We start from the raw sequence: 21,638 nt of genomic DNA, 5'->3' as shown, positions 1-21,638 counted from the left end.
TCGCTGGGGGAGAAAGGGCGCTCGGCGGCGGGGCTTCAGCCTGCCCGCATGCTGCGCGCGACCACGCGATCGCGCAGCCAGGCGCCGATGGTGCAGCCGACCAGGTAACAGGCGAACATGATCAGGCCGAGGTCGAGCCAGTAACCGAAGCGGCCGGGGACCACATGGGCTAGGGAGGCTGCGACCAGGGCGGCGGCAAGCACGGCGAGCCAGCGCGCGGTCACCTTCGAAGTGCCGTTGCCGCGCTGGACCACCGAGATCCAGCCCATGCAGAAGCCCAGCAGCAGCGAGCCGATCAGCCAGCCCAGATGGAACGAGACGAGATAGGGCATCGTCACCTCACCAGAAATTCGATGCGGCGGTTCTGCGCCTTGCCTTCATCGGTGTCGTTGCCGGCGACGGGCTGCGCGCTGCCATGGCCGACCGCGGTGAAGCGGCTGGCCGGCAGGCCCGCCCTGACCAGATAGTCGATCACTGCTTGAGCGCGCTTTTCCGAGAGAGCCTGGTTGAAGGCATCCTCGCCATCGGCGTCGGTGTGTCCGGCGACCTCGATATTGGTGGTGGGGCAGCGCAGCGCCGTCTCGATGAGACGATCGAGGATGCCGGCCGAGTCAGGATCGATGTCCGCGCGCTTGTTCGCGAAGCGGATCTTGCCCTTGGTCAGGAGCTCCGTGAACAATTGCTGGCACACGGTGCCGTCGACCGGGCCTGCGGCGGGCTTCACCGTGATCTCCGGCTTGTATTGCCAGTTCTTCGGGAAGTCCTTGCCGAGGCCTGCGCGGATCTCGTTGGCGGCGCCCTCGTAGAGCGCATCGCCCGAGAGCTTCACCTCGCGGTCGGAGACGACGAGCGTTCCGGTCGACAGCCGCGACAGCGCGCCGAGCGCGGCGACGACGGCCGTGTTGAAGGAGCCGGGTGCGCCGATGCTGGCCTTGAGATTGTCGACGACCTTTTCGGTGAAGAACTTTCGCGAGGCGCTGGTGGCAATTGCGGCGTGGACGTTGTTGTCAGGAACGTAGCCGGTGAGCGTCACCGTCGCGGCCACCGGATCCTTGTAGGCCTGGAAGATGTAGGGCGGCGCCTTGATCTCGTTGGCGGCGATCGAAAAGCCCTCGGGCAGGTTCTTCAGCGCGGCCGCGATCGCCTCACGGCCGCCGAGCTCGCGCGCCATGCCCGACAGGTTGACCTTGGTGTCCGTGATGGTGATCTTGCCGTCCTTCAGCTTGCCGATCTGATCGAGCAGCAGCATCGCGGCGGCCTCGAACCGCGGTGGCGCCCCGCGCGCCAGCCCCATCTGATCGGCGACCTCGACGCCGCCGACTTCCTTTCGGGCCGCCTCGGTCAGCCGACCCTTCATCGACGGCAGCGGCGCGGAGCCCGACAGCGTCACCCGCACCACGTCGCGCTCGGCGTTCCAGACGAAGGGCTTGGCCTCAGGAACGAGGCGGGTCCGGTCGTCGACCAGCCGCACGCCGGGCACGATTTCGACCGCCATCACCGCGTCGCGGCGCCCCTCCTCGGAGAAGGCGTCCGCGGCCAGGCTGACGTCGCGGCCGTCGACCGCGATCCGGGTCTTGTCCAGAACGGTGTCCTTCAGCGCAGCCGAGCTGCGGGCCGACAGATCGGCCTCGACCGGTAAGGTGTTATTCCAGGCCGCAAATCCCCACATGACGGCAAGGGGGATGAGCCCCGGCCACCATTTACCGGCCCACGAGAAAAGCTTCTGCATTCGACGACCCGAACTCTGGAAACGGAGACAAAACAAACCCTTGGCAGGCTGTCAAACCGGAAATGGCACTGTTCCGAAGGCCCGGGTGGGACAATTGGAATAACTTTTTCTTCAAGGGTTCTTCCGTAAGTTGAGAGCGGAATGCCAAAGTCCCCCACCCGGTCATGAAACAACTGCGTAACAACGTCATCCGCGCCGGGCTGGGAGCTCTCTATTTCAGCGGGGCGCACCACCTGTTGCGCCCGCTTTTGTCGGGCGTCGGCGCCATTTTCATGCTGCACCACGTGCGGCCGGCGCGCGAGGCCGCGTTCCAGCCGAACCGGCATCTCGAGGTCACCCCAGAATTCCTGCGCGCCACGCTGTGCCATTTGCGCTCGCGCGACATCGACATCGTCAGCATGGACGAGCTGCATGAGCGGCTGGTGGAAGGCCGGTTCGACCGCCGCTTCGCCGCCTTCACCCTCGACGACGGTTATCGCGACAATCTGCATTACGCCCTGCCGGTGCTGCGCGAATTTGACGCGCCGCTGGCGGTCTATGTCGCGAGCGATTTTGCCGACGGCACCGGGCGATTGTGGTGGACGGCGCTGGAGGCCGTGATCGCCAAGACCGAGCAGATCGACCTCCGGATCGGCAATTCCGTGCTGCGGCTCGATGCGACCACGCTAGCGGCGAAGCAGGCGGCGTTCGACCGCCTGCACGACTGGCTGCGCGCGCTGCCGGGCGAACACGATCTTGCGCGCGAGATCGGAGCGCTGTGCACGGCCTGCGGCGTCGACATGGAAGCGCTGTGCCGGAACCTCTGCCTGTCCTGGGCCGAGCTGAAATCCTTTGCCGCCGATCCGCTGGTCACGATCGGCGCGCATAGCGTCAGCCATTGCAATCTCGCCAAGCAGGCGGAAGACATCGCCGCGCAGGAGATGGCCACGAGCCGCGCGCGGATCGAGCAGGTGCTGGAGCGCCCCGTGCTGCACCTCGCCTATCCCTATGGCGACCGCGACGCCGCGGGCGCGCGCGAATTCGCCCTTGCCGCATCCGCCGGCTTCAAGACCGCGGTGACGACACGGCCCGGCATGCTGTTCGCGGAGAACGCCGACCACATGACCGCGCTGCCCCGCGTCTCGCTCAACGGCAATTATCAGGACGCGCGGATCCTGCCGGTGCTGACCTCGGGCGCCGCGACCGCGATGTGGAACGGTTTCCGCCGCATCGCGGCGGCGTAGGCCTCATTCTGCACGCGTGAGGACAACCGCGCCTTCCTTGACTCCCCTTCCCGCTCCGCCCACAACCAGCGGCAACCAAGGGAGGAACGCATGTTCAACGATTTGTTCTCGCTCCAAGGCCGCATCGCGCTGGTGACCGGCGGCTCGCGCGGCATCGGCAGGATGATCGCGGCGGGATTTCTCAGCGCGGGCGCGGCGAAGGTCTACATCACCGCGCGCAAGGCCGGGCCTTGCGAGGCAGCCGCGCAAGAGCTCAGCGCGCAATATGACGGCGAATGCATCGCGCTGCCGATCGACATTTCGAGCATCGAAGGCTGCGACAGGCTCGCCGGCGAGATCATCAGGCTGGAGCCCCGGCTCGACATCCTCGTCAACAATGCCGGCGCGGCCTGGGGCGCCGAGTTCGACGAATTCCCGGAGAGCGGCTGGGACAAGGTGATGAACCTCAACGTCAAGGCGCCGTTCTTCCTGACCAAGGCACTGGCCGGTCCCTTGCGCGCGGCGGCAAGCGCGGCGCGGCCGGCGAAAGTGATCAACATCGCCTCGATCGACGGCATCTTCGTCAATCCGATGGAGACCTATTCCTACGCCGCGAGCAAGGCCGGGCTGATCCATCTGACCCGGCGCATGGCGGTGAAGCTGATCCCCGACCATGTCGTGGTCAGCGCCATCGCGCCGGGGCCATTCAAATCCGACATGAACCGCGCCGCGCGCGATCACGGCGACGAGGTCGCAACGCGCGTGCCTGCGGGCCGCATCGGCACCGATGAGGACATGGCGGGCGCCGCGATCTACCTCGCCTCGCGCGCCGGCGATTACGTGGTCGGCGCGACCATCGCGGTCGACGGCGGCATCGTCTATGCGAATGCGGGGATCAAGGGCAGCGGGTGGGATAGCTGAAGGAGGCGATTGGTACTCCGCTCTCGCCTCATACTCCGCTGTCATGCCCCGGCTTGACCGGGGCATCCAGTACGCCGCCGCCTCGCGGCTCTATCACGACAGTCTCTGGAATACTGGATCGCCCGGTCAAAGCCGGGCGATGACAGTGAGTGCGTGGCGCGGCCATCGCATCTCGCTACCAGCCGTTACGACTCGATCTTCACGTATTCGAAATCGCCGGGCTTGTTGTCGATGCCGACCTTCGGCGGCGAGATCCAGGAGGCGAACTGGCCGATCTCGGTGACGGGCTGCATCAATGACGTGATGAAGTCGCCATCGCTGGCCGACGGCAGCCATTCGTCCTTGCGCTTGGCCCAGGTGGCATCGTCGATCAGGATGCCGTCGGGCGTCGCGTGCACGTCCTTGAACTCGCCGATGTGGCGGTGGAAGGCCACGTTGGGCAAGGTCAGCTTGAAGTCGTAGCCCGCGGTCGAGATCACCTTGTTCCAGCGCAGCATGCCCTTGACGCAATCCTGGCTGTAATCGTCGCGCAGGCGCATGTTGAGCGCGGTCAGCGCCGGCTCATCGACCAGCTTGACCTCGCCGTTGATCAGCTTGAGCACCGGATAGGTCGAGTTCTTGAGCTGGTGATCGTCGTCGATCTGGGTCTCGTGATAGCGGCCCTTGATGCCGGCGTTGAAGGCGTTGGCCGCGTTGGTCGAGACTTCGGAGCCGAACAGGTCGAGCGAGAGCGTGTAGTGCAGGTTCAGCTTCTTCTGGATGGTCGGAAGATCGATCACGCCGAGCGCGCGGACCTTCGCGATGTCCGTGGGATCGGTGATGCCGGCTTCCTTCATCGCATCGCAGGTGCGCTGCACGACGCGGGTGATGCCGGTCTCGCCGACGAACATGTGGTGCGCCTCTTCGGTCAGCATGAAGCGGCAGGTGCGCGACAGCGGATCGAAGCCCGATTGAGCGAGGCTGTGCAGCTGCATCTTGCCGTCGCGGTCGGTGAAATAGGTGAACATGAAGAAGGACAGCCAGTCCGGCGTCGCCTCGTTGAAGGCGCCCAGCATGCGCGGCGCGTCGGCATCGCCGGAGCGGCGGCGCAACAGATCGTCGGCTTCCTCGCGACCGTCGCGGCCGAAATATTTCTGCAGCAGGTAGACCATCGCCCAGAGATGGCGGCCTTCCTCGACATTGACCTGGAACAAATTGCGCATGTCGTAGAGCGAGGGCGCGGTCTTGCCGAGATGGCGCTGCTGCTCGACCGAGGCCGGCTCGGTGTCGCCCTGGATCACGATCAGGCGGCGCAGCATGGCACGATGCTCGCCCGGGACTTCCTGCCAGGCCGGCTCGCCATAATGCTCGCCGAACGGCACGACGCGGTTCTCTTCCTGCGGCGCAAGGAGAATGCCCCAGCGATATTCGGGCATGCGGACGTAATCGAACTTGGCCCAGCCACGCGGATCGACCGAGTACGCCGTGCGCAAATAGACCAGCGATTCCTGGAAGCCTTCCGGCCCCATGTCGCTCCACCAATCCATGTAGCCGGGATGCCAGCCTTCCAGCGCTTTCAGCACCTGGCGGTCTTCGGCGAGATTCACGTTGTTGGGAATCTTGGTCGAGTAGTCGACGTTCATGATGTTCATGTTCATGGCCGTGCTCCTTGGTCTGTCCCGTGTCCCGGACGCTGCGCTAGCCGCGAAGCGGTGTGCTGCAGAGCCGGGACCCATTGTTCGGTCCGTGTGGGTCCCCGTTCTGCGTCGCATCACTTCGTGCTGCGCCGCGCCCGGGACACGATCGTCATCAAACCCGCGTCATATCGAATTTCGGCTTCTGGCCACTGCCATAACGGCGCAGCGCGCCTTCCTCGCCGACGGCGTTCGGGCGCTGGAAGATCCAGTTCTGCCAGGCCGTGAGGCGGGCGAAGATCTTCGATTCCATCGTCTCGGGGCCGACGAAGCGCAGGCTCGCTTCCATGCCGGTGAGGCTGTCGGGCGAGAAGCTGGCGCGCTCCTCGAGAAACACACGAACCTCGTCGTCCCAGTCGATGTCGTCGAGCGCGAAGGTGACGAGGCCGAGCTCTTCGGCCTGCTCGGCATCGAGGCTGGTGCCAAGCGTTGCTTCCGCGCGTTCAAGATCGGACGGATCGGCCTGGAAGCGCGATTGCAGCCGCGTCAGGCCGTGGCTCATCGGATACGGGCCGAAATTCATGGCGGACAGCTCGATCGAGGGCGGCGGGCGATTGTCGCCCTGGCGCGTGCCGATCAGCATGTAGGAGCGGTCGGCGGCGAAGACGAACTCGGCGAGCGTGCCGGCAAAGCAGGAGCCGGGCTCGACCAGCGTCACCAGCGTGCGCGAGGTGACGTCGACGCGCTTGAGCACGCGCTTCCAGTAATGCCTGATCTCGTTGACCAGCCAATGCGCCTTGTTGGCTTCGAGGAAAGCATCGCTGGCGAGCACATGGGCGCGGTCGCCATGGCTCTTGAACACCAGCATCGCGATCTCGAGCTCGTTGATGCGCAGATGCAGGATGGCGTCGTCGAGCTCGCGCGCCACTTGCAGCGGCCAGAACGAGGCGCCTTGCGCCATCATGCCGTCGATGTCGGCGGGCGGCGCGGTCTCCGGGGCCTTGATCGAGATGGTGGCGATACGGGCGGTGCGATCGATGTCGACGGTGACGAGGCCGTAACGGATGCTGTTCTCGTCGATCAGGCGCCTGAGCGGCGTCAGCGCGATGCCCTTGCCGCTGCCCTTGCGTTTCGAAGCGGCCGCAAACTCCTTGGCGCGCTCGGCGATCTTGGCCTCGAGCTTGGAGTTCGGCGCGATCTCGTCGACGAGGCGCCATTGCACGGCGCGCTTGCCCTTGACGCCTTCCTCGATGGTGCAGAAGACATCGGCGTGATCGCGGCGCACCTTGCGCTTGTCGACGACGCGGGTCAGACCGCCGGTGCCCGGCAGCACCGCGAGCAGCGGCACCTCGGGCAGCGCCACGGCAGACGAGCCATCGTCGGCGAGGATGATGTGATCGGTCGCGAGCGCCAGCTCATAGCCCCCGCCGGCGGCGGAGCCGTTCACGACGGTGATGAAACGCTGGCCGGAATTCTCCGAAGAGTCTTCCATGCCGTTGCGGGTCTCGTTGGTGAACTTGCAGAAATTGACCTTATGCGCATGGGTCGAGCCCGCGAGCATGCGGATGTTGGCCCCGGCGCAGAACACGCGGTTCTTGGCCGAGCGCAGCAGGACGACCTTCACCTCGGGATGCTCGAAGCGCAGGCGCTGGATCGCGTCGGCCAGCTCGATGTCGACGCCGAGATCGTAGGAATTGAGCTTGAGCAAATAGCCCTCGAACAGGCCGCCATTCTCGTCGACGTCCATGGTCAACGTCGCGACGTCGCCCTCGACCGCGAGCTTCCAATGCTTGTAGCGGGACGGTTCGGTCTGGAAATCGATGAATGTCGCGCCGCCTGCGAGGCGCCGATCTTCCCCGGCCATGAGCCACCCTTAAGCTTGGTTATGCATTTCGAGCGTTAGATGCACAATAGTGCATCTTGCCCAGTTAGTCTAGCCCGAATCTCGGACTCACATGCACTTTGCTTCATCTTGACCACATGCGCCTCATGCGGCCTGAAGCCCTGGATCGTCCCGCAAGGCGGCCTTTGCGAACTGCGTGATGGCATCGAGGGTGGGCCCCGGGGCCTCGCGATGCGGAGAATGCGCCGCGCCGGCAAAGACTTTCAGGTCGACCGGGCAGTAACATTCCTCCTGCGCGATCTCGGCCTGGCGCAGCGTCCCATATTGATCATCTGCGCCCTGCACGATCAGGACGGGCACGCGGATGTAGGCGAGGTATTCGGAGATATCCCAATCGCGGAATTTCGGATCGAGCCAGGCGCCGTTCCAGCCCTGGAAGGCGTTGTCGACGTCCTTGTGCCAGCGCGCGAGCTTTGACCTGAGGTCCGTGGTCTCGAACGTCGTCTTGATCGCGGCGATCGATTTGATCGAGATGTCCTCGACGATGAAATGCGGCGCGATCAGCACGAGGCCGTTGAGGCGATGATCCTGATGCGCCCCGGCATAGATGGTGGCGATCGAGGCACCATCGGAATGGCCGAGCAGAAGGCCGCGCTTGAACTGAATCGCATCGAGCAGCTTCGGCAGCACGTCCAGGGCCTCGCGATGCATGTAGTCGAGCGGCCGCGGCAGCGCGACCGGGCTGGACTGCCCGTAGCCTGCGCGCGAATAGGCGAAGATGCCCGCACCCGTGGCCTGCTGCAGCTTCTCGGGAAAATCACCCCAGAGGCCGGCGGAGCCGAGACCTTCATGCAGCATCACGATGGTGGGCGCGTCGGCCGATTGCGGCGCGAGCCATTTGTATTCGAGGCTGGCGCCGCCGATGTCGAGGAAGCCGGTGGGGGTGAGATTGGTCATGGTCGAATTCCCATTCCTAGCCAAATGCCGAGATGCTCACCCTCCCTGGAGGGGGAGGGTCGATTCACAGCGAGCGCAGCGAGATGTGAGGCGGGGTGGGGTGGCAGCCTCTCCGCAGATGCAGTGCCCGTGAGGAGAGATCACCGCACCCCGTCACGCGTCTCGCTACGCTCGATCGCGTGCCGACCCTCCCCCTCCAGGGGAGGGTAAGCAAGCGCCACACGCTCAATGCGCCCCTTCCCGCAGCTTGAACCGCTGGATCTTGCCGGTCGCGGTCTTCGGCAGCGAGTCCACCACGTCGATCCAGCGCGGATATTTCCAGGGGCCGATCTTCTGCTTGACGTGCTCCTTGAGCATCTCCTGCAAATCCGTCGTCCTGGCGCCGGGGCGCAGCACGACGAAGGCCTTGGGCTTTAGGAGTCCTTCCGGATCGGCCTCGGGCACGACGGCAGCTTCCAGCACCGCCGGATGCGTGATCAGCGCACTCTCCACTTCGAACGGCGAGACCCAGATGCCGGAGACCTTGAACATGTCGTCGGCCCGGCCGCAGAAGGTGTAGCGGCCATCCGCGTCACGGACATATTTGTCGCCGGTGCGGGTCCATGGCCCCTCGAAGGTGCGGCGGCTCTTGTGACGCTGGTTCCAGTAGCCTTCGCCGGCGGAGGGCGCATCGACCAGGAGCTCGCCGACCTCGCCGTCGGCAACATCCTGCCCGGCTTCGTTGACGAGCCGCACCGCATAGCCTGGCACCGGCTTGCCGGACGAACCGTATTTGATATCGCCGGGCGCATTCGACAGAAAAATGTGCAACAGCTCGGTCGAGCCGACGCCGTCGAGAATGTCGACGTTAAAGCGCGCCTTCCAGCTGTTGCCGACGGATTCCGGCAGCGCCTCGCCGGCGGAGGTGCAGATGCGCAACGCCTTGCCGCCGCGCTCGCTCTTCATCGTCTCGTCGTTGAGCATCGCCGCGAACAGCGTCGGCACGCCGTAGAAGATCGAGGGATTGTAGCGGTTCATCAGATCGAACATGCGCGCCGGCGTCGGCCGCTCGCTGTTGAGGATCACGCTGGCGCCGACCGACATCGGAAAGGTCAGCGCATTGCCGAGGCCATAGGCGAAGAACAATTTCGCCGCGGAGAGACACACGTCGCTCTCGCGAATGCCGAGCACCTGTTTTGCGTAGGTGTCGGCGGTCGCCTGCAAATTGGAATGGATATGGCGCACGCCCTTGGGCATGCCCGTTGACCCCGACGAATACAGCCAGAACGCCGGCTCGTCCGGATGCGTCGCGGCGGTGGTGAACTGGTCGCTCTCGCCGGCGAGCTCTTCGGCAAGCTGCTTGTGGCCGTTCTGCTTGGCGCCGGAGACCACGACATGCTCGAGATCGGGCATGCGGCCGACCACGTCCTTGATGACGGGATAGAGCGCTTCGGACACGAACAGCACGCGCGCGCGGCAGTCGGCGAGGATGTAGGCGTATTGGTCCGCGGTCAGCAGCGTGTTGAGCGGCACCGGCACGATGCCGGCGCGGATCGCGCCCAGGAACACGATCGGGAAATCGACCGTATCGAGCATGATCATCGCCACGCGCTCCTCGCGGCGGACGCCGAGCCGGCGCAGCATGTTGGCGGCGCGCCGGGTCTGTTGCTGGAGCTCGCCATAGGTGAGCCGCGAGACGGTGTCATCGAAGGCGAGCTTGCTGCCCCTGCCCTCCTCGACGTTACGGTCGAGCAGCCAGGTCACCGCGTTGTAGGATCCCTCGCTCACGGACATCTCTCCCGAATTTAGAATTATAATTCATAGAAAGACACCACGGCGGCTTGCTGTCAATGCCAGCAGGCACTATGTTTCATTAAATCGCGCCGCAGGACACCTGTAAAGAAGGCTCATGACCGAAAGTCCCGACGCCGAATCCCGCTTCCTCGAACAGCTCGGCCAACGTGTGCGCACCATGCGCGCGCTGCGCGGCATGTCGCGCAAAGTGCTCGCCAAGGTGTCGGGAATCTCGGAGCGCTACATCGCGCAGCTCGAAAGCGGCAAGGGCAATGTCTCGATCGTGCTGCTGCGCCGCGTCTCCGACGCGATGGGCGCGCATCTCGAAGACCTGCTGCCTAGCGCCGATCCGACGCCGGACTGGCAGATGTTTCGCGACCTCTTGCGCAAGGCGACTCCCAGCCAGATCGCGCAAGCAAAGGATCTGCTCACCGGAGGCAGCGCCTCCGCGCCGCGGCGCGCGCCATTCTGCGGCATCGCGCTGATCGGCCTGCGTGGCGCCGGCAAGTCGACACTTGGGCGGATGCTGGCGAAGAAGATCGGCTGGAGCTTTGTCGAGCTCAACAAGGAGGTCGAGCAGCAGAACGGCCTTTCGGTCGCGGAGATCATCGCGCTCTACGGCCAGGAAGGCTTTCGCCGCATGGAGCAGGCGGCGCTGCAACAGCTGCTGGCGCGCAACGAGCTGATGGTGCTGGCAACCGGCGGCGGCATCGTCTCCGAGCCCCTGACCTTCGACCAGGTCCTGAGCTCGTTCTACACGATCTGGCTGAAGGCCGAGCCGGAGGAGCACATGGCGCGCGTGCGCCGCCAGGGCGACCTGCGGCCGATGGCGGATGATCGCTCGGCGATGACGGAGCTGCGCAACATCCTGCTCAGCCGCGAGCCGCTGTATTCGCGCGCAACCGCGGTGGTGGATACGGCGGGGCTGTCGGTCGACGCCGCCGCCGCGCGCCTGATCGATGCGGTGCGGCCGGTGCTGCAGAACGAGGCCCGCAGCTTCGGGCTGCGGAGCGTGGCGCTGTAGAGAATGACCGACACGACCACCGCAATTTCCATGTTCGAGCGGATCGGCGGCCGCGCCACGATCGGCGCCCTCGTTGACCGCTTCTACGACCGCATGGACTCGCTGCCGGAGGCGAAGATCATCCGCGCCATGCATGCGGACGACCTCAGCCTGATCAGGGACGTGCTGAAGCGCTATCTCACCGAATGGACCGGCGGCCCGCGGCTCTATACGCCCGAGAAAGGCCATCCGCGGCTCCGCCAGCGCCATTTCGGATTTTCCATTGGAGACGCCGAGCGCGACGCGTGGATGCTGTGCATGCGCGGCGCGATGGAGCAGACGATCACCGATGCCGCCGCACGGCAGGATCTCGACAAGGCACTGTCGAGCCTTGCGGATTGGATGCGCAACCGGCCGTGACAGGGCCGCCTTTGGCGCAGTTCGACGGCGTATCACGTACCCTGCACCGGGTCATTTGAGTTCCGCCGCGATCGCCTGCTAAGCTCCAGACATGACCGAGATCCTCCGTGACACGGTGCGCGCGGACGCGAGCACACGCGAGATGGCAGGCGTGCTCTACAAGGCGGTGGAGCGCGAGGCGGACGAAAGGTAGCGTGCGATGGACGCGCCTCCCGATGTCGTTCGTCGACCGCCCTCGCCGCCCCTTGCGCGCCTGGTCTCCAGCATTTCGTTCTACCGCGAGCGCGGCATCGGCCTGGCCGCCTTCCGGCACGCCGCGCCGCTTACACTGCCTCTGCTGGTGAATTTGGGAACGCCCTTCCGTATTGCACTCGGACACCAACCGGACACCGCCGATGCGCGGCCGAGTTTCGCGGCGGGTCTGTTTCCCGGACCGGTCGTTATCGAATCCGACGGACACGCCGAATGCGTTCAGGTCGATTTCACGCCGCTCGGGGCGTATCGTTTCTTCGGAGGAGCCGTGCCCGATCTGACCGCACGGATCGTCGGACTCGACGACATTTGGGGGCGGCACGGTAGCGACCTCCGCGCGAGGGTGGCCGAGGCGACCGGCTGGCAGCGACGATTCGAGATCGTGGAAGACTTCGTGCTTCGCCACGCCGTGCATGAGCCCTCGCCTGAGATCGCTTTCGCGTTGCAGACGCTCTGGCGAGGCGCGGGCGCGGTCAGAATCGCCGACATTGCCTCCGACATCGGCTGGAGCCGCAAGCATCTCACGCGCCGCTTCCACCACGAGATTGGCGTTCCGCCAAAGACGCTGGCCCAGATGCTGCGCTTTCATCGAGCTTGCATCCTGGCCCGGACCGACGGCGCAGGCGGCTGGGCGGCCATTGCCGCGGAGGCCGGCTATGCCGACCAGGCACATCTTGCGCGCGATTTCCGCATCTTCAGCGGAGAGACACCGACCGGATGGGCCGCGCGGCTCGATGTCATCGATCCACGACTGATGCGCGACGGCGGAGGCTAGCGCCACGCGGGGCGAGACACGGCCAGGTCCCATTTGTTCAAGCCGGCTGGCTTGATCCGAACTAGGGTCGGTTTCGCAACAGACAAGGACTTGCACCGGACTTGCAACGAGCTTGGAGAGTGTCATGAACCCGCCGAACGTTTATGAAGCGCCGCGCCTCTTCAACACCATGCGCTGCAAGGATACGGAGGCGATGATCGCCTGGCTGAAGAACGTTCTCGGCTTCACCGAACGCGTGGTGTACCGCAAGGAGGGCACGGTCGTTCACGCCGAGCTGGCGTTCGGATCGTCGATCCTCATGCTGGGCGCGCATCGCGACGACGCCTACGGCAAACAGGTTGGCGACATCGGCGGCCGGCGGACGGATGCCGTCTATCTCGCTGTTGATGAGCCCGACGCGCTCTATCAAAAGGTCAAGGCCGCCGGGGCGCAGATCGAGATGGAGCCCTACACGACCGATTACGGCAGCCGCGATTTCGCCGCGCGCGATCCGGAGGGCGGGCTCTGGAGCTTTGGCACCTATTGGCCCAAAGTCGGCGAGCAGCCGCTTTCCGGCTAGCGGGCGCTCGCGTCGGACAACGCTCGGGCGCCGCTTGAGCCAGCCGCATCCGGGCCGAGAATGCGCGCTGGCCGACCGTTTCCCCGCTAGATCGACCAGTAATTCGGATGCGGGTAGGGCCGCGAGCGGTCGCCCCAGTCGAACGCGTCGCCATCGAACTCGCACGGGCCGCTGCTGAGTTCGTCCAGCGTCTGCTCGATCTGGAACGCCTGCCGTGCCGGATCGTATTTCAGCGCGCTCCACTGCAGCGGATAATGGTGACGTGTACCGAGCAGCCCGCCGGTCTTGATCACGGCATAGGCGACCGTTCCGCTCATCTTGTCGAGCATCAGTCGCTCGATCGTGCCGAGCTTCGTGCCGTCGCGTCCGTAGACGGCGACGTGCTCCACGCGATCACTGGGAACCATGGTGTGGTTCATGGTGTCCTCCCTGTTCTCTTGTGTTCACGACAATTATAGCACCGGTTTCGAGGCGGCGGGAGCAGCTACAGAAGCTGCGAACGCACCGCCTCCGCACCGTCCCGCAACAGCGGCAGGAAGCGGTCGATCAGCTCCTGCGCCGGCACGCGGTCGACATGCGCGCCCATGTTGATGGCGGCGACGATCACGCCGTCGTAGCGGCGGACGGGGACCGAGATCGAGCGGAAATGCGGCTCGGCCTCGCGGTCGACCAGCGAATAGCCCTGGGCCCGGTCGGCAGCGATGCGCGCGAGCAGCGCCTTCGGATCGGTCACCGTCTGCGGCGTCAGCGCCTCCCGTTTCATCGTCTTCAGCCGGGCAGCGAGATCGGCGTCGTCGAGCTGGCCGAGCATGGCGCGGCCGACCGAGGTGCAGAAGGACGGCAGGCGGTAGCCGATCTCGAGACCGCCGGAGAACATGCGCGCCGGACTGCTGCGGGCGATGAACACGACCTCGTCGCGGTCGAGCGCGGCCAGCGAGGAGATTTCATTCGCCGCCGTCGCAACGCGATCGAGCACCGGTTGCAGCACCGTGACGAGCTGGTTGGATCGCAAATAGGACGCGGCCAGGGTCAGCACATGCGGCGTCAGCGAGAACAGTTTGCCATCGCCGCTGACAAAGCCGCCGCGCTGGAGCGTGAACAGCATGCGCCGGGCGGTGGCGCGCGGCAGATCGGCAGCGCGGGCGAGATCGCTCAGCGTCATCGGGCCGGCATTGGTGCCGAAGCACTGCAGCAGGCGCAGCCCGCGGTCGAGGGCCTCGACGAAATCCGTCGCACGCTCGTCAGTCTCACTCCGCTTCAGCTTGGGCATGTCAGGGGAAAATCCTGCAAAATAGTACTTGCTGGCGCTCCAACTCATGTCATAATTCGCCCATTCGTTCAATAGGCGAACAGAACGCTTCTCCGGAAAAGGACGCGACCGCCATGATGAGCCAGGAGCAGAACGACCTGATCACCCGCACCGGGCCGAAGGATCCATGCGGGAAGCTGATGCGGAGCTACTGGCAACCGGCGGCGCTGGTCGACGAGCTGGAGGGGGCGCGGCCGATCCGTCCGGTCAAGCTGCTCGGCGAGAATCTGGTGCTGTTCCGCGACGAGACCGGGCGCTATGGGCTGATCGACCGCCACTGCGCCCATCGCGGCGCCGACCTCGCCTTCGGACGGCTCGAGCATGGTGGCCTGCGCTGCGCCTTCCATGGCTGGCTGTTCGACGCCACCGGCCAATGCATCGAGACGCCGGCCGAGCCGAAGGATTCCAAGCTTTGCCAGAACATCCGCCAGCGCTCCTACCCCGTCATGGAGAAGAGCGGCATCCTCTGGGCCTATCTCGGCGAGGGTGAGCCGCCCGCGTTCCCGGAGATCGACTGCTTCATTGCACCAAGCAGCCATACCTTCGCATTCAAGGGCCACATGGCCTGCAACTGGCTGCAGGCGCTGGAGGTCGGCATCGATCCCGCGCACGCCTCCTATCTGCACCGCTTCTTCGAGGACGAGGACACCTCCACCGCCTATGGTAAGCAATTCCGCGGCGCCTCCGCGGGCAGCGATCTGCCGATGACGAAGATCCTGCGCGAATACGACCGCCCGATCATCAATGTCGAGCACACCGAATACGGCCTGCGCCTGATCGCGCTGCGCGAGATCGACGAGGAGCGCACCCATGTGCGCGTCACCAACCAGCTGTTCCCGCACGGCTTCGTCATCCCCATGAGCACGGAGATGACGATCACGCAATGGCACGTGCCGGTCGATGACGAGAACTGCTATTGGTACGCGATCTTCACCAGCTATTCGAACCCGGTCGACAAGCAGAAGATGCGCGACCAGCGGCTCGAGCTGTACGAGCTGCCCGACTACAAATCGCGCAAGAACCGAGCTAACGATTACGGTTTCGATCCGCACGAGCAGCAGACCGCGACCTATACCGGCATGGGCAACGACATCAACGTCCACGACCAATGGGCGGTGGAATCGATGGGCGCGATCCAGGATCGTACCAAGGAGCATCTCGGCCAATCCGACAAGGCGATCGTGCAGTATCGCCGCCTGCTGCGGCAGGAGATCGAGAAGGTCTCCGGCGGCGAGAGGCCGATGCTGTTTCTGGACGCGGCCAACGCGCGCAGCATTCAGGGGCCGGCGACGATGGACGGCATCGGACCGACGCGGGGCTGGGAGACCTATTGGATGGAAGTCGACGTCAAGCGCCGCCGCGGCGCGCCATGGACCGCGCCGGTGCCGAAGGAGATCGCGGACAACGTGCACCGGCTGACGGCGGCGGAGTGACGTCCATGCACGGACCCCGTAGGGTGGGCAAAGGCGCAAAGCGCCGTGCCCACCATCTTTCCGTGAGAACGATAGAGACGGTGGGCACGCTTCGCTTTGCCCACCCTACGGCAGTTGAGGGAGTGATGAAGTGACTTTCGTCGCGCGACATGCGCTGTGGTCGGATGAGCAGAGGGACGCAGCTCAGCGCTTGCGCCGCATCGCCGAGGAGAAGAACCTCGAGGTCATCCGCCTCGCCTTCCCCGACCAGCACGGCATCCTGCGCGGCAAGACCATCGTCGCATCCGAGGCGATCGCCTCGCTGGAGAGCGGCTGCTCCATCACCACCACCATGCTGGCCAAGGATACCTCGCATCGCACGGTATTCCCCGTGTTCACGGCAGGCGGCGGCTTCGGCATGAAGGAGATGGAGGGCGCGGCCGACGTGCTGATGGTCGCCGATCCCACCACGTTTCGCGTGCTGCCGTGGGCGCCCACCACGGGCTGGGTGCTGTGCGACCTTTATTTCAACGACGGCCGTCCCGTGCCTTTCGCGACGCGCGGGCTCTACAAGCGCGTCCTCGGCGAGCTCGGCACGCGCGGCCACGAGTTCGTCGCGGGGCTCGAGGTGGAATTCCACATCTTCAGGCTCGACGATCCGCATATGCGCGCGGAAGACGCAGGCCAGCCCGGTACGCCGCCCTCGGTGAGCCTGCTCAGCCACGGCTATCAATATCTCACCGAGCAACGCTTCGATCAGATGGAGCCGGTGCTGGAGATCCTGCGCCGCGACATCGTCGCGCTGGGGCTGCCGTTGCGCTCGGTCGAGGTGGAGTTCGGCCCCAGCCAGTGCGAGTTCACCTTCCAGCCGAAGAAGGGCCTGGAGCCCGCCGACAACATGGTGCTGTTCCGCAGCGCGGTGAAACAGATCGCGCGCCGCCATGGTTATCACGCCACCTTCATGTGTCGGCCGAAGCTGCCGAACGCGTTCGCGAGCGGCTGGCACCTGCATCAGTCGATCGTCTCGCGCGCGAGCGGCGACAATCTGTTCATGGCAGCGGCGACGGATGGCGGCGAGCCGCTCAGCGCGTTCGGCAAATCCTACCTCGCCGGCCTGCTCGATCACGCCCGCGCCTCGACATTGTTCACCACGCCCACCATCAACGGCTACAAGCGCTACCGCTCCTATTCGCTGGCGCCCGACCGCGCGATCTGGGGCCGCGACAATCGCGGCGTGATGATCCGCGTGCTCGGCGGCGCCGGTGATGCCTCAACGCGCCTGGAGAACCGCATCGGTGAGCCCGCGGCCAATCCCTATCTCTACATGGCCTCGCAGATTCTCTCCGGCCTCGACGGCGTCGACCGCAAGCTCGATCCCGGCCCCTCGGCCGACACGCCCTACGAGACCAAGGCGCCGCCATTGCCGAAAAGCTTGCGCGATGCGGTCTCAGCGCTCAAGGACGACCCGTTCTTCCGCGAGAAGCTCGGGGCGGAGTTCGTCGACTACTACACCCACATCAAGAACGCCGAGATCGACCGCTTCCTGTCTGAGGTGACCGACTGGGAACATCGCGAATATTTCGAGGTGTTTTGAGCAGGTCCGGCGCGACCCCGGCACCTCACTTCAGCCGAATCGTGTCGACCCGACGGCACTGGACGCAAAAATAGACGTGCTCCGCAGGCAGTGTGACTATTCCAGGTAGTGTCGCCAGGAACTTCATCGGGCGCCTGCATTTTGAGCAGATGAGGATCGGCGGATCGTCTTCGCGATCGGAACTCATACAATGACCGGGGTCTGAAGGCCGCCCGCACGATACTGCCGCGCTGCGCACGCTTCATCTCGGGACAACTACCGGCCTCTATCGGAATCCGGTCAGGCCTTGATCGGCACGCTGCTTCACGCCGGCGTGAGGCGACTTCTTCCGGAATGTTCCGACGACATCGCGCCGTCCGGGGACGAAGCCATTTTCCTCATCCGGCGAAAAACGCCGGAAAGGCAGGCGGCGTAGAACGGCGTCCAATGATCAACAACGGAGTTCGGTCATGTGGAGTCAGCTTTTCAGCCTGATCTATCGCCTGTCCTGCCGGACCACCCTGGTCGAGATCGGCGTGCACCGTCTCGCGCGTTGAGCTCAAGGGAATTAGGTAAGGCCGATTGACCAGATGACGGGGATTTCCATGCGCAAGCTGATCCTGATCGCCGCGATCTCGCTGCTCGCAAGCCAGGCCCACGCCGCAGGCTCGCGGAGCCTCAGCCTGGCGGCGGCCAATCCGAACCAGCCGGCCACCGAGCAGCCGGCCGCCACGCCGCCGCAGGCGACGCAAGCTTCACCGGCAAACGTCCAGACGCCGACCGCGCCCGCCGCGACGACACCGACAGCCGCAGCTCCGGCGCAATCAACCACCACGCCGGCGGCAAGGACGACCGAAACGCCAAAGCCGAAACGCCGGCAGCCGTCCGTCGAAGCCCGCGTGGTCCGCGAGTTGCACCGTCACGGGATCTATTGGTAATCGTCCGGCGGCGGCTACGCTCACCAGCGATAGCCGAGCGTGGCGATGACGGTGAGCGGCGCACCCCGGTAGCAATAACCGACCTGACAGGTCGTGTAGTGCACATTGAACAGGTTCTTGGCGTTGACCTGGAACTGAAGTCCTTTCAGCTCCTTCGCCGCTTGGCCGAAATCGTATTTCAGCGCCGCGTCGACCAGCGTCACCGAGCTGTTTCTGAACGTGTTCAGATCATCGCCATAGCTCCAAGACATGTAGCGCGCGCCGGCCCCGACGCTCAGGCCCGCGAAGGGGCCAGCCAGCGGCAGGGCATAATTCCCCCACAGTGTCACGGTGTGCGGAGGATTGCCGGACGGAAACTTGCCGACCAGCGCGCTGTCGCCGGCCTACTTGGTGACCATGTCGAGATAGGTGTAGGACGAGGTGATATCGAAACCATTGCCGAGGCTTGCAAGCCCCTGCAATTCGAAGCCGCGGCTTTGAATCTCGCCGCGCTGGATCGTCACGCCTGCGCCCGTCGTCACCAGGCCGCCATCCTGGGTCAGGTCGAACACCGCGGCGGTGATGAAGCTCCGCGTCCCCAGCGGCTGATACTTCACGCCGATCTCGGTCTGCTTGCCGGTGGTCGGCTTGAAGAAGGCGCCCGACGGATCGACGCCGAGATTGGGAAAGAACGACGTCGAATAGGCGACGTAGGGCGCCACACCCGAATCGAACACATAGGTCAGTCCTGCCCGCCCGCTATAGGCCTGATCGGACTGCGCCTGCCTTGTCAGCGCGAACAGGTCCTCGCTCGTGGTGCGGACCCAGTCGCTGCGGCCGCTGAGCGTCAGGATCCAGTGGTCGAGCTTGGCCTGATCCTGAATGTAGATGCCGGACTGGGTTTGCCGCTGCGCCGTGGAGGACGAGATCGCGGGATCCGGAATGAATTCCGGCGCATAGACCGGCGCAGCCAGATTGAGATCGGACACGCCGAAGCCGAACCCCTGCTTGTCGGTGAACCCCGACGACGTATAGTCGGTGCCGACCAGGAGCGTGTGCTGCACGGGGCCGGTAGAGAGCCTTGCCTCGACCTGGTTGTCCATGATGGCCGATTGCAGCGTGTCGTGGACGTAGCCGGTATAACGCGACACGACATTGCCGACGGGAACACCAAGAAAGCCGACGTAGCGCGTGACCGCATCGAGATCGACGTAGCGGAATTTCTGGCGAACGGTCACGGCGTTGTTGAACGCGTGCTCGAACAGATAGCCGACCCGCCCCTGCTCCTGATCGAGCGAATTGTAAGACGGGCTGCCCGTGAAGATATCCGTGGTGGTGCCGGTCCCCGCCGAATAGGTGAACATCGAGCCCGGCGTCTTTGATTTCTGATAGGCGCCGAGAAGCGTGAGGGTTGTCGATTGATCCGGTCTCCAGGTGACGGCGGGAGCGACATAGGTGCGATTGTCCTTGCCCCCCGGCACGAACACGTCGGCGTCTCGCACCACGCCGGTCAGCCGATAAGAGAATTGGCCGCTGGGATCGATCGGCCCCGAGACATCGAAATTGCCCTGGACGCGATCGCGGTCGCCGAACAGCGTCTGCACCTCGTGGAACGGCTGGCTGGTCGGCAGCTTGCTTTGCAGATCGATCAGTCCGCCCGGCGAGCCGAGGCCGTAAAGCGCCGAGCTCGGGCCGCGGACCACGGTGATGCTGTCGACGCCATAGGGCTCCGTCTTGAACACGCCAAGGCCGGCGCCGACGAGACGCAGGCCGTCGAGATAGATACCGTTATAGGTGATGTCGAAGCCGCGGATCGAGATGGCGTCGAAGCGCGGATCGTAGCCTGAGGCATCGATACGCACGCCCGGCTCATAGCCGACTGCTTCCGTCAGCGTCTGCACGGCGCGGTCGTTGAGCTCCTTGCGCGTCACGACCGAGATCGACTGCGGCGTCTCCAGCAGGGGCGTGTTCGTCTTGGTGCCTGCGGAGCTGCTGTTCGCGACGTAGCTGTTCTCGCTTGACGTCGTGGCGCGACTGCCACCCGCCTCGCGCGCATCCCGGCTTCCGGCTTGCCTGGAGGCGGCATCGCGTTGCGCCGCGACACGGCCGCGCTGCGATGGTGAATTGCGCTGGGTAGACGGGGCGCGCGGACGCACCTGGCTCGGCGCCTCCACGGTGACGGGCGGCAATGTCGCGGCCGTTGATCCCGAATTGGTCCCGGAGACCTGTGCAAGGGTCGGCGTCGACTGCAAAACCGCGCCCAGACCGGCCACACCCAGACCAGCCTTCATCACCCGTTCCCAACCGAACGTTTGCCCGTCGCCACGCCTCATCGTCTTCCCCAAGCTCCGTCTTTGGACAACCCGGGAGTAACCAGATCGAGGCGCACGCCGCCTTTGCGACCGCGCAAATCGCCTTTGATTCCACGTGGAGGCTTTCAAGACTGAGGCCTGAGGCCGCGCATCGCGTGCTGCTGTTACTGGCAGCGGCTCGGCGAATGACCGAAGCGCCTGCGAAAGGCCGTCGCGAAGTTTGCCGGATGGGTATAGCCGACCCGATAGGCCGCCTCGGTGACCGACAAGCGCTGGTGAATCAGAAGGGCTCGTGCGGTATCGAGCCGGCGGGCCCTCAGATAATCGATAGCGCTCTCGCCATAGGCGATCTGGAATTTCTGATTGAAAGATCGCCGGCTCAGGCCTGCGTTGCGCGCCAGCTCGTCGATGCTCCAGGGATAGGCAAGGTCGGCGTCCATCCGCTCCTTGACCGATTGCAGCCGAATGCGCTGGAGATCTGTTGCCGGATCAACCGCGATCCGGCCGCACTCACCGAACAAGACATGGACGACGATCTCGGCGGCATGCGCCGACAACAACAATCGCGCCGCGTTTCCGGCGACCGGCGGCGAGAACATTTCCGCCGCGACCGCCCGCACCCGCGCTGATGCGGGCCGCGAGACGATGACCGCACCAGATCCTTCGTCCTTGAACAGCGCCCGAAACGCGGCGCCGAGTCCGAGCTGATCGATGGAAGCTTCGGGCAAGGCGAGGCCGATGGCGGGCCGCTCCCCACACCGCACCGAGCGTTTCACGGCGAGGGACTCCCGCACGGCCATCACGCCCATCCGCCTCTCGCCGATTGAGCGCGTCAGAGTGCCGCGGCCAGTGTCGGCTTCATCGAACCCCACCGAGATGAACAGGCCCGGCGCCGCGATTGCAGGCCCCTCGGCGTCTGCTCGAAACTCACCTTTGACGAACACACAGCCCGGATAATCCAGCCATTGGGCGGCCCCTCGCTGTGCGGAACCGATGTCGTCCTGAGGCAACCCGACAATTTGCTCGTAAAAGTCCCGCATCGAATCCACAACGCCGCGCCTTCTTTGA

General features: G+C 65.0%; 18 protein-coding genes and 1 pseudogene. 9 read left to right on the top strand and 10 right to left on the bottom strand.

Annotated elements, in window-relative coordinates:
- Positions 1–35 precede the first annotated feature (35 nt).
- Positions 36–332: a hypothetical protein gene (locus XI05_RS14510; RefSeq protein WP_212256054.1), complete on the bottom strand. Its 297-nt coding sequence runs from the start codon at positions 330–332 to the stop codon at positions 36–38.
- A 2-nt stretch (positions 333–334) separates the two neighbouring features.
- The gene (locus XI05_RS14505) at positions 335–1,729 is read right to left on the bottom strand and encodes an OmpA family protein (protein WP_271502586.1); all 1,395 of its coding nucleotides are present in this window, start codon (positions 1,727–1,729) and stop codon (positions 335–337) included.
- A gap of 164 nt (positions 1,730–1,893) precedes the next feature.
- On the opposite strand from XI05_RS14505, the gene XI05_RS14500 reads away from it, so the two are divergent.
- Both XI05_RS14500 and XI05_RS14495 read left to right on the top strand, forming a co-directional pair.
- On the top strand, positions 1,894–2,952 hold the full coding sequence (locus XI05_RS14500; protein WP_271502584.1) for a polysaccharide deacetylase family protein: 1,059 nt from the start codon (positions 1,894–1,896) through the stop codon (positions 2,950–2,952).
- 90 nt (positions 2,953–3,042) lie between these two features.
- Positions 3,043–3,852: an SDR family oxidoreductase gene (locus tag XI05_RS14495; RefSeq protein ID WP_271502582.1), complete on the top strand. Its 810-nt coding sequence runs from the start codon at positions 3,043–3,045 to the stop codon at positions 3,850–3,852.
- Positions 3,853–4,037: 185 nt separating this feature from the next.
- Here the strand turns inward: XI05_RS14495 and boxB are convergent, their stop codons facing one another.
- The 4 genes from boxB to XI05_RS14475 form a co-directional block, all read right to left on the bottom strand.
- Positions 4,038–5,489 carry a benzoyl-CoA 2,3-epoxidase subunit BoxB gene (gene boxB, locus XI05_RS14490; RefSeq protein WP_271502580.1) on the bottom strand — a complete coding sequence of 484 codons (1,452 nt, stop codon included), beginning with the start codon at positions 5,487–5,489 and terminating at the stop codon, positions 4,038–4,040.
- Positions 5,490–5,640: 151 nt separating this feature from the next.
- Complete coding sequence (gene boxC, locus XI05_RS14485) at positions 5,641–7,329, bottom strand: 2,3-epoxybenzoyl-CoA dihydrolase (protein WP_271502578.1); 1,689 nt, start codon at positions 7,327–7,329, stop codon at positions 5,641–5,643.
- A 123-nt stretch (positions 7,330–7,452) separates the two neighbouring features.
- Positions 7,453–8,265 (bottom strand): alpha/beta fold hydrolase, encoded by an 813-nt coding sequence (locus XI05_RS14480; protein WP_271502576.1) that lies wholly within the window; start codon positions 8,263–8,265, stop codon positions 7,453–7,455.
- Between the two features lie 225 nt (positions 8,266–8,490).
- Positions 8,491–10,032, bottom strand: a complete 1,542-nt coding sequence (locus XI05_RS14475; protein ID WP_271502573.1) for a benzoate-CoA ligase family protein — start codon at positions 10,030–10,032, stop codon at positions 8,491–8,493.
- A 121-nt stretch (positions 10,033–10,153) separates the two neighbouring features.
- On the opposite strand from XI05_RS14475, the gene XI05_RS14470 reads away from it, so the two are divergent.
- The 4 genes from XI05_RS14470 to XI05_RS14455 all read left to right on the top strand — a co-directional run bounded on the left by XI05_RS14470 (position 10,154) and on the right by XI05_RS14455 (position 13,047).
- Positions 10,154–11,062 carry a helix-turn-helix transcriptional regulator gene (locus tag XI05_RS14470; protein WP_197949135.1) on the top strand — a complete coding sequence of 303 codons (909 nt, stop codon included), beginning with the start codon at positions 10,154–10,156 and terminating at the stop codon, positions 11,060–11,062.
- 3 nt (positions 11,063–11,065) lie between these two features.
- A complete protein-coding gene (locus XI05_RS14465) occupies positions 11,066–11,461 on the top strand; it encodes a group II truncated hemoglobin (RefSeq protein WP_271502572.1) in 396 nt (131 codons plus the stop codon).
- A gap of 199 nt (positions 11,462–11,660) precedes the next feature.
- A complete protein-coding gene (locus tag XI05_RS14460; protein ID WP_271502567.1) occupies positions 11,661–12,488 on the top strand; it encodes a helix-turn-helix domain-containing protein in 828 nt (275 codons plus the stop codon).
- 124 nt (positions 12,489–12,612) lie between these two features.
- Positions 12,613–13,047: a VOC family protein gene (locus tag XI05_RS14455; RefSeq protein WP_271502566.1), complete on the top strand. Its 435-nt coding sequence runs from the start codon at positions 12,613–12,615 to the stop codon at positions 13,045–13,047.
- 86 nt (positions 13,048–13,133) lie between these two features.
- Here the strand turns inward: XI05_RS14455 and XI05_RS14450 are convergent, their stop codons facing one another.
- On the bottom strand, positions 13,134–13,466 hold the full coding sequence (locus tag XI05_RS14450; protein WP_271502564.1) for a PRC-barrel domain-containing protein: 333 nt from the start codon (positions 13,464–13,466) through the stop codon (positions 13,134–13,136).
- A gap of 65 nt (positions 13,467–13,531) precedes the next feature.
- Positions 13,532–14,317, bottom strand: a complete 786-nt coding sequence (locus tag XI05_RS14445; RefSeq protein WP_271502562.1) for an IclR family transcriptional regulator domain-containing protein — start codon at positions 14,315–14,317, stop codon at positions 13,532–13,534.
- A gap of 113 nt (positions 14,318–14,430) precedes the next feature.
- Between XI05_RS14445 and XI05_RS14440 the strand changes: the two genes are divergently transcribed.
- From XI05_RS14440 to XI05_RS14430, 3 genes are all read left to right on the top strand, one after another.
- Positions 14,431–15,789, top strand: coding sequence for an aromatic ring-hydroxylating dioxygenase subunit alpha (locus XI05_RS14440; protein WP_271502561.1), 1,359 nt, complete (start codon positions 14,431–14,433; stop codon positions 15,787–15,789).
- 130 nt (positions 15,790–15,919) lie between these two features.
- A complete protein-coding gene (locus XI05_RS14435) occupies positions 15,920–17,362 on the top strand; it encodes a glutamine synthetase family protein (RefSeq protein ID WP_271502560.1) in 1,443 nt (480 codons plus the stop codon).
- A gap of 584 nt (positions 17,363–17,946) precedes the next feature.
- Positions 17,947–18,279 carry a hypothetical protein gene (locus XI05_RS14430; protein WP_271502672.1) on the top strand — a complete coding sequence of 111 codons (333 nt, stop codon included), beginning with the start codon at positions 17,947–17,949 and terminating at the stop codon, positions 18,277–18,279.
- A 20-nt stretch (positions 18,280–18,299) separates the two neighbouring features.
- Here the strand turns inward: XI05_RS14430 and XI05_RS14425 are convergent.
- Together XI05_RS14425 and XI05_RS14420 are read right to left on the bottom strand one after the other, a co-directional pair.
- Positions 18,300–20,549 (bottom strand): annotated as a pseudogene (locus XI05_RS14425) (TonB-dependent siderophore receptor).
- A 185-nt stretch (positions 20,550–20,734) separates the two neighbouring features.
- The gene (locus tag XI05_RS14420) at positions 20,735–21,610 is read right to left on the bottom strand and encodes a helix-turn-helix transcriptional regulator (protein ID WP_271502559.1); all 876 of its coding nucleotides are present in this window, start codon (positions 21,608–21,610) and stop codon (positions 20,735–20,737) included.
- Positions 21,611–21,638: the final 28 nt, after the last annotated feature.

Source organism: Bradyrhizobium sp. CCBAU 11357, assembly GCF_028128865.1.
Lineage (GTDB): Bacteria > Pseudomonadota > Alphaproteobacteria > Rhizobiales > Xanthobacteraceae > Bradyrhizobium.
This window is presented reverse-complemented; position numbering and strand designations above follow the sequence as displayed.

Coding starts and splice junctions, on each gene's coding strand:
- XI05_RS14455 (WP_271502566.1), top strand. CDS start 12,613: ATGAACCCGCCGAACGTTTATGAAGCGCCGCGCCTCTTCAACACCATG.
- XI05_RS14500 (WP_271502584.1), top strand. CDS start 1,894: ATGAAACAACTGCGTAACAACGTCATCCGCGCCGGGCTGGGAGCTCTC.
- boxB (WP_271502580.1), bottom strand. CDS start 5,489: ATGAACATGAACATCATGAACGTCGACTACTCGACCAAGATTCCCAAC.
- XI05_RS14510 (WP_212256054.1), bottom strand. CDS start 332: ATGCCCTATCTCGTCTCGTTCCATCTGGGCTGGCTGATCGGCTCGCTG.
- XI05_RS14445 (WP_271502562.1), bottom strand. CDS start 14,317: ATGCCCAAGCTGAAGCGGAGTGAGACTGACGAGCGTGCGACGGATTTC.
- boxC (WP_271502578.1), bottom strand. CDS start 7,329: ATGGCCGGGGAAGATCGGCGCCTCGCAGGCGGCGCGACATTCATCGAT.
- XI05_RS14460 (WP_271502567.1), top strand. CDS start 11,661: ATGGACGCGCCTCCCGATGTCGTTCGTCGACCGCCCTCGCCGCCCCTT.
- XI05_RS14495 (WP_271502582.1), top strand. CDS start 3,043: ATGTTCAACGATTTGTTCTCGCTCCAAGGCCGCATCGCGCTGGTGACC.
- XI05_RS14420 (WP_271502559.1), bottom strand. CDS start 21,610: ATGCGGGACTTTTACGAGCAAATTGTCGGGTTGCCTCAGGACGACATC.
- XI05_RS14470 (WP_197949135.1), top strand. CDS start 10,154: ATGACCGAAAGTCCCGACGCCGAATCCCGCTTCCTCGAACAGCTCGGC.
- XI05_RS14480 (WP_271502576.1), bottom strand. CDS start 8,265: ATGACCAATCTCACCCCCACCGGCTTCCTCGACATCGGCGGCGCCAGC.
- XI05_RS14465 (WP_271502572.1), top strand. CDS start 11,066: ATGACCGACACGACCACCGCAATTTCCATGTTCGAGCGGATCGGCGGC.
- XI05_RS14505 (WP_271502586.1), bottom strand. CDS start 1,729: ATGCAGAAGCTTTTCTCGTGGGCCGGTAAATGGTGGCCGGGGCTCATC.
- XI05_RS14430 (WP_271502672.1), top strand. CDS start 17,947: ATGCGCAAGCTGATCCTGATCGCCGCGATCTCGCTGCTCGCAAGCCAG.
- XI05_RS14450 (WP_271502564.1), bottom strand. CDS start 13,466: ATGAACCACACCATGGTTCCCAGTGATCGCGTGGAGCACGTCGCCGTC.
- XI05_RS14440 (WP_271502561.1), top strand. CDS start 14,431: ATGATGAGCCAGGAGCAGAACGACCTGATCACCCGCACCGGGCCGAAG.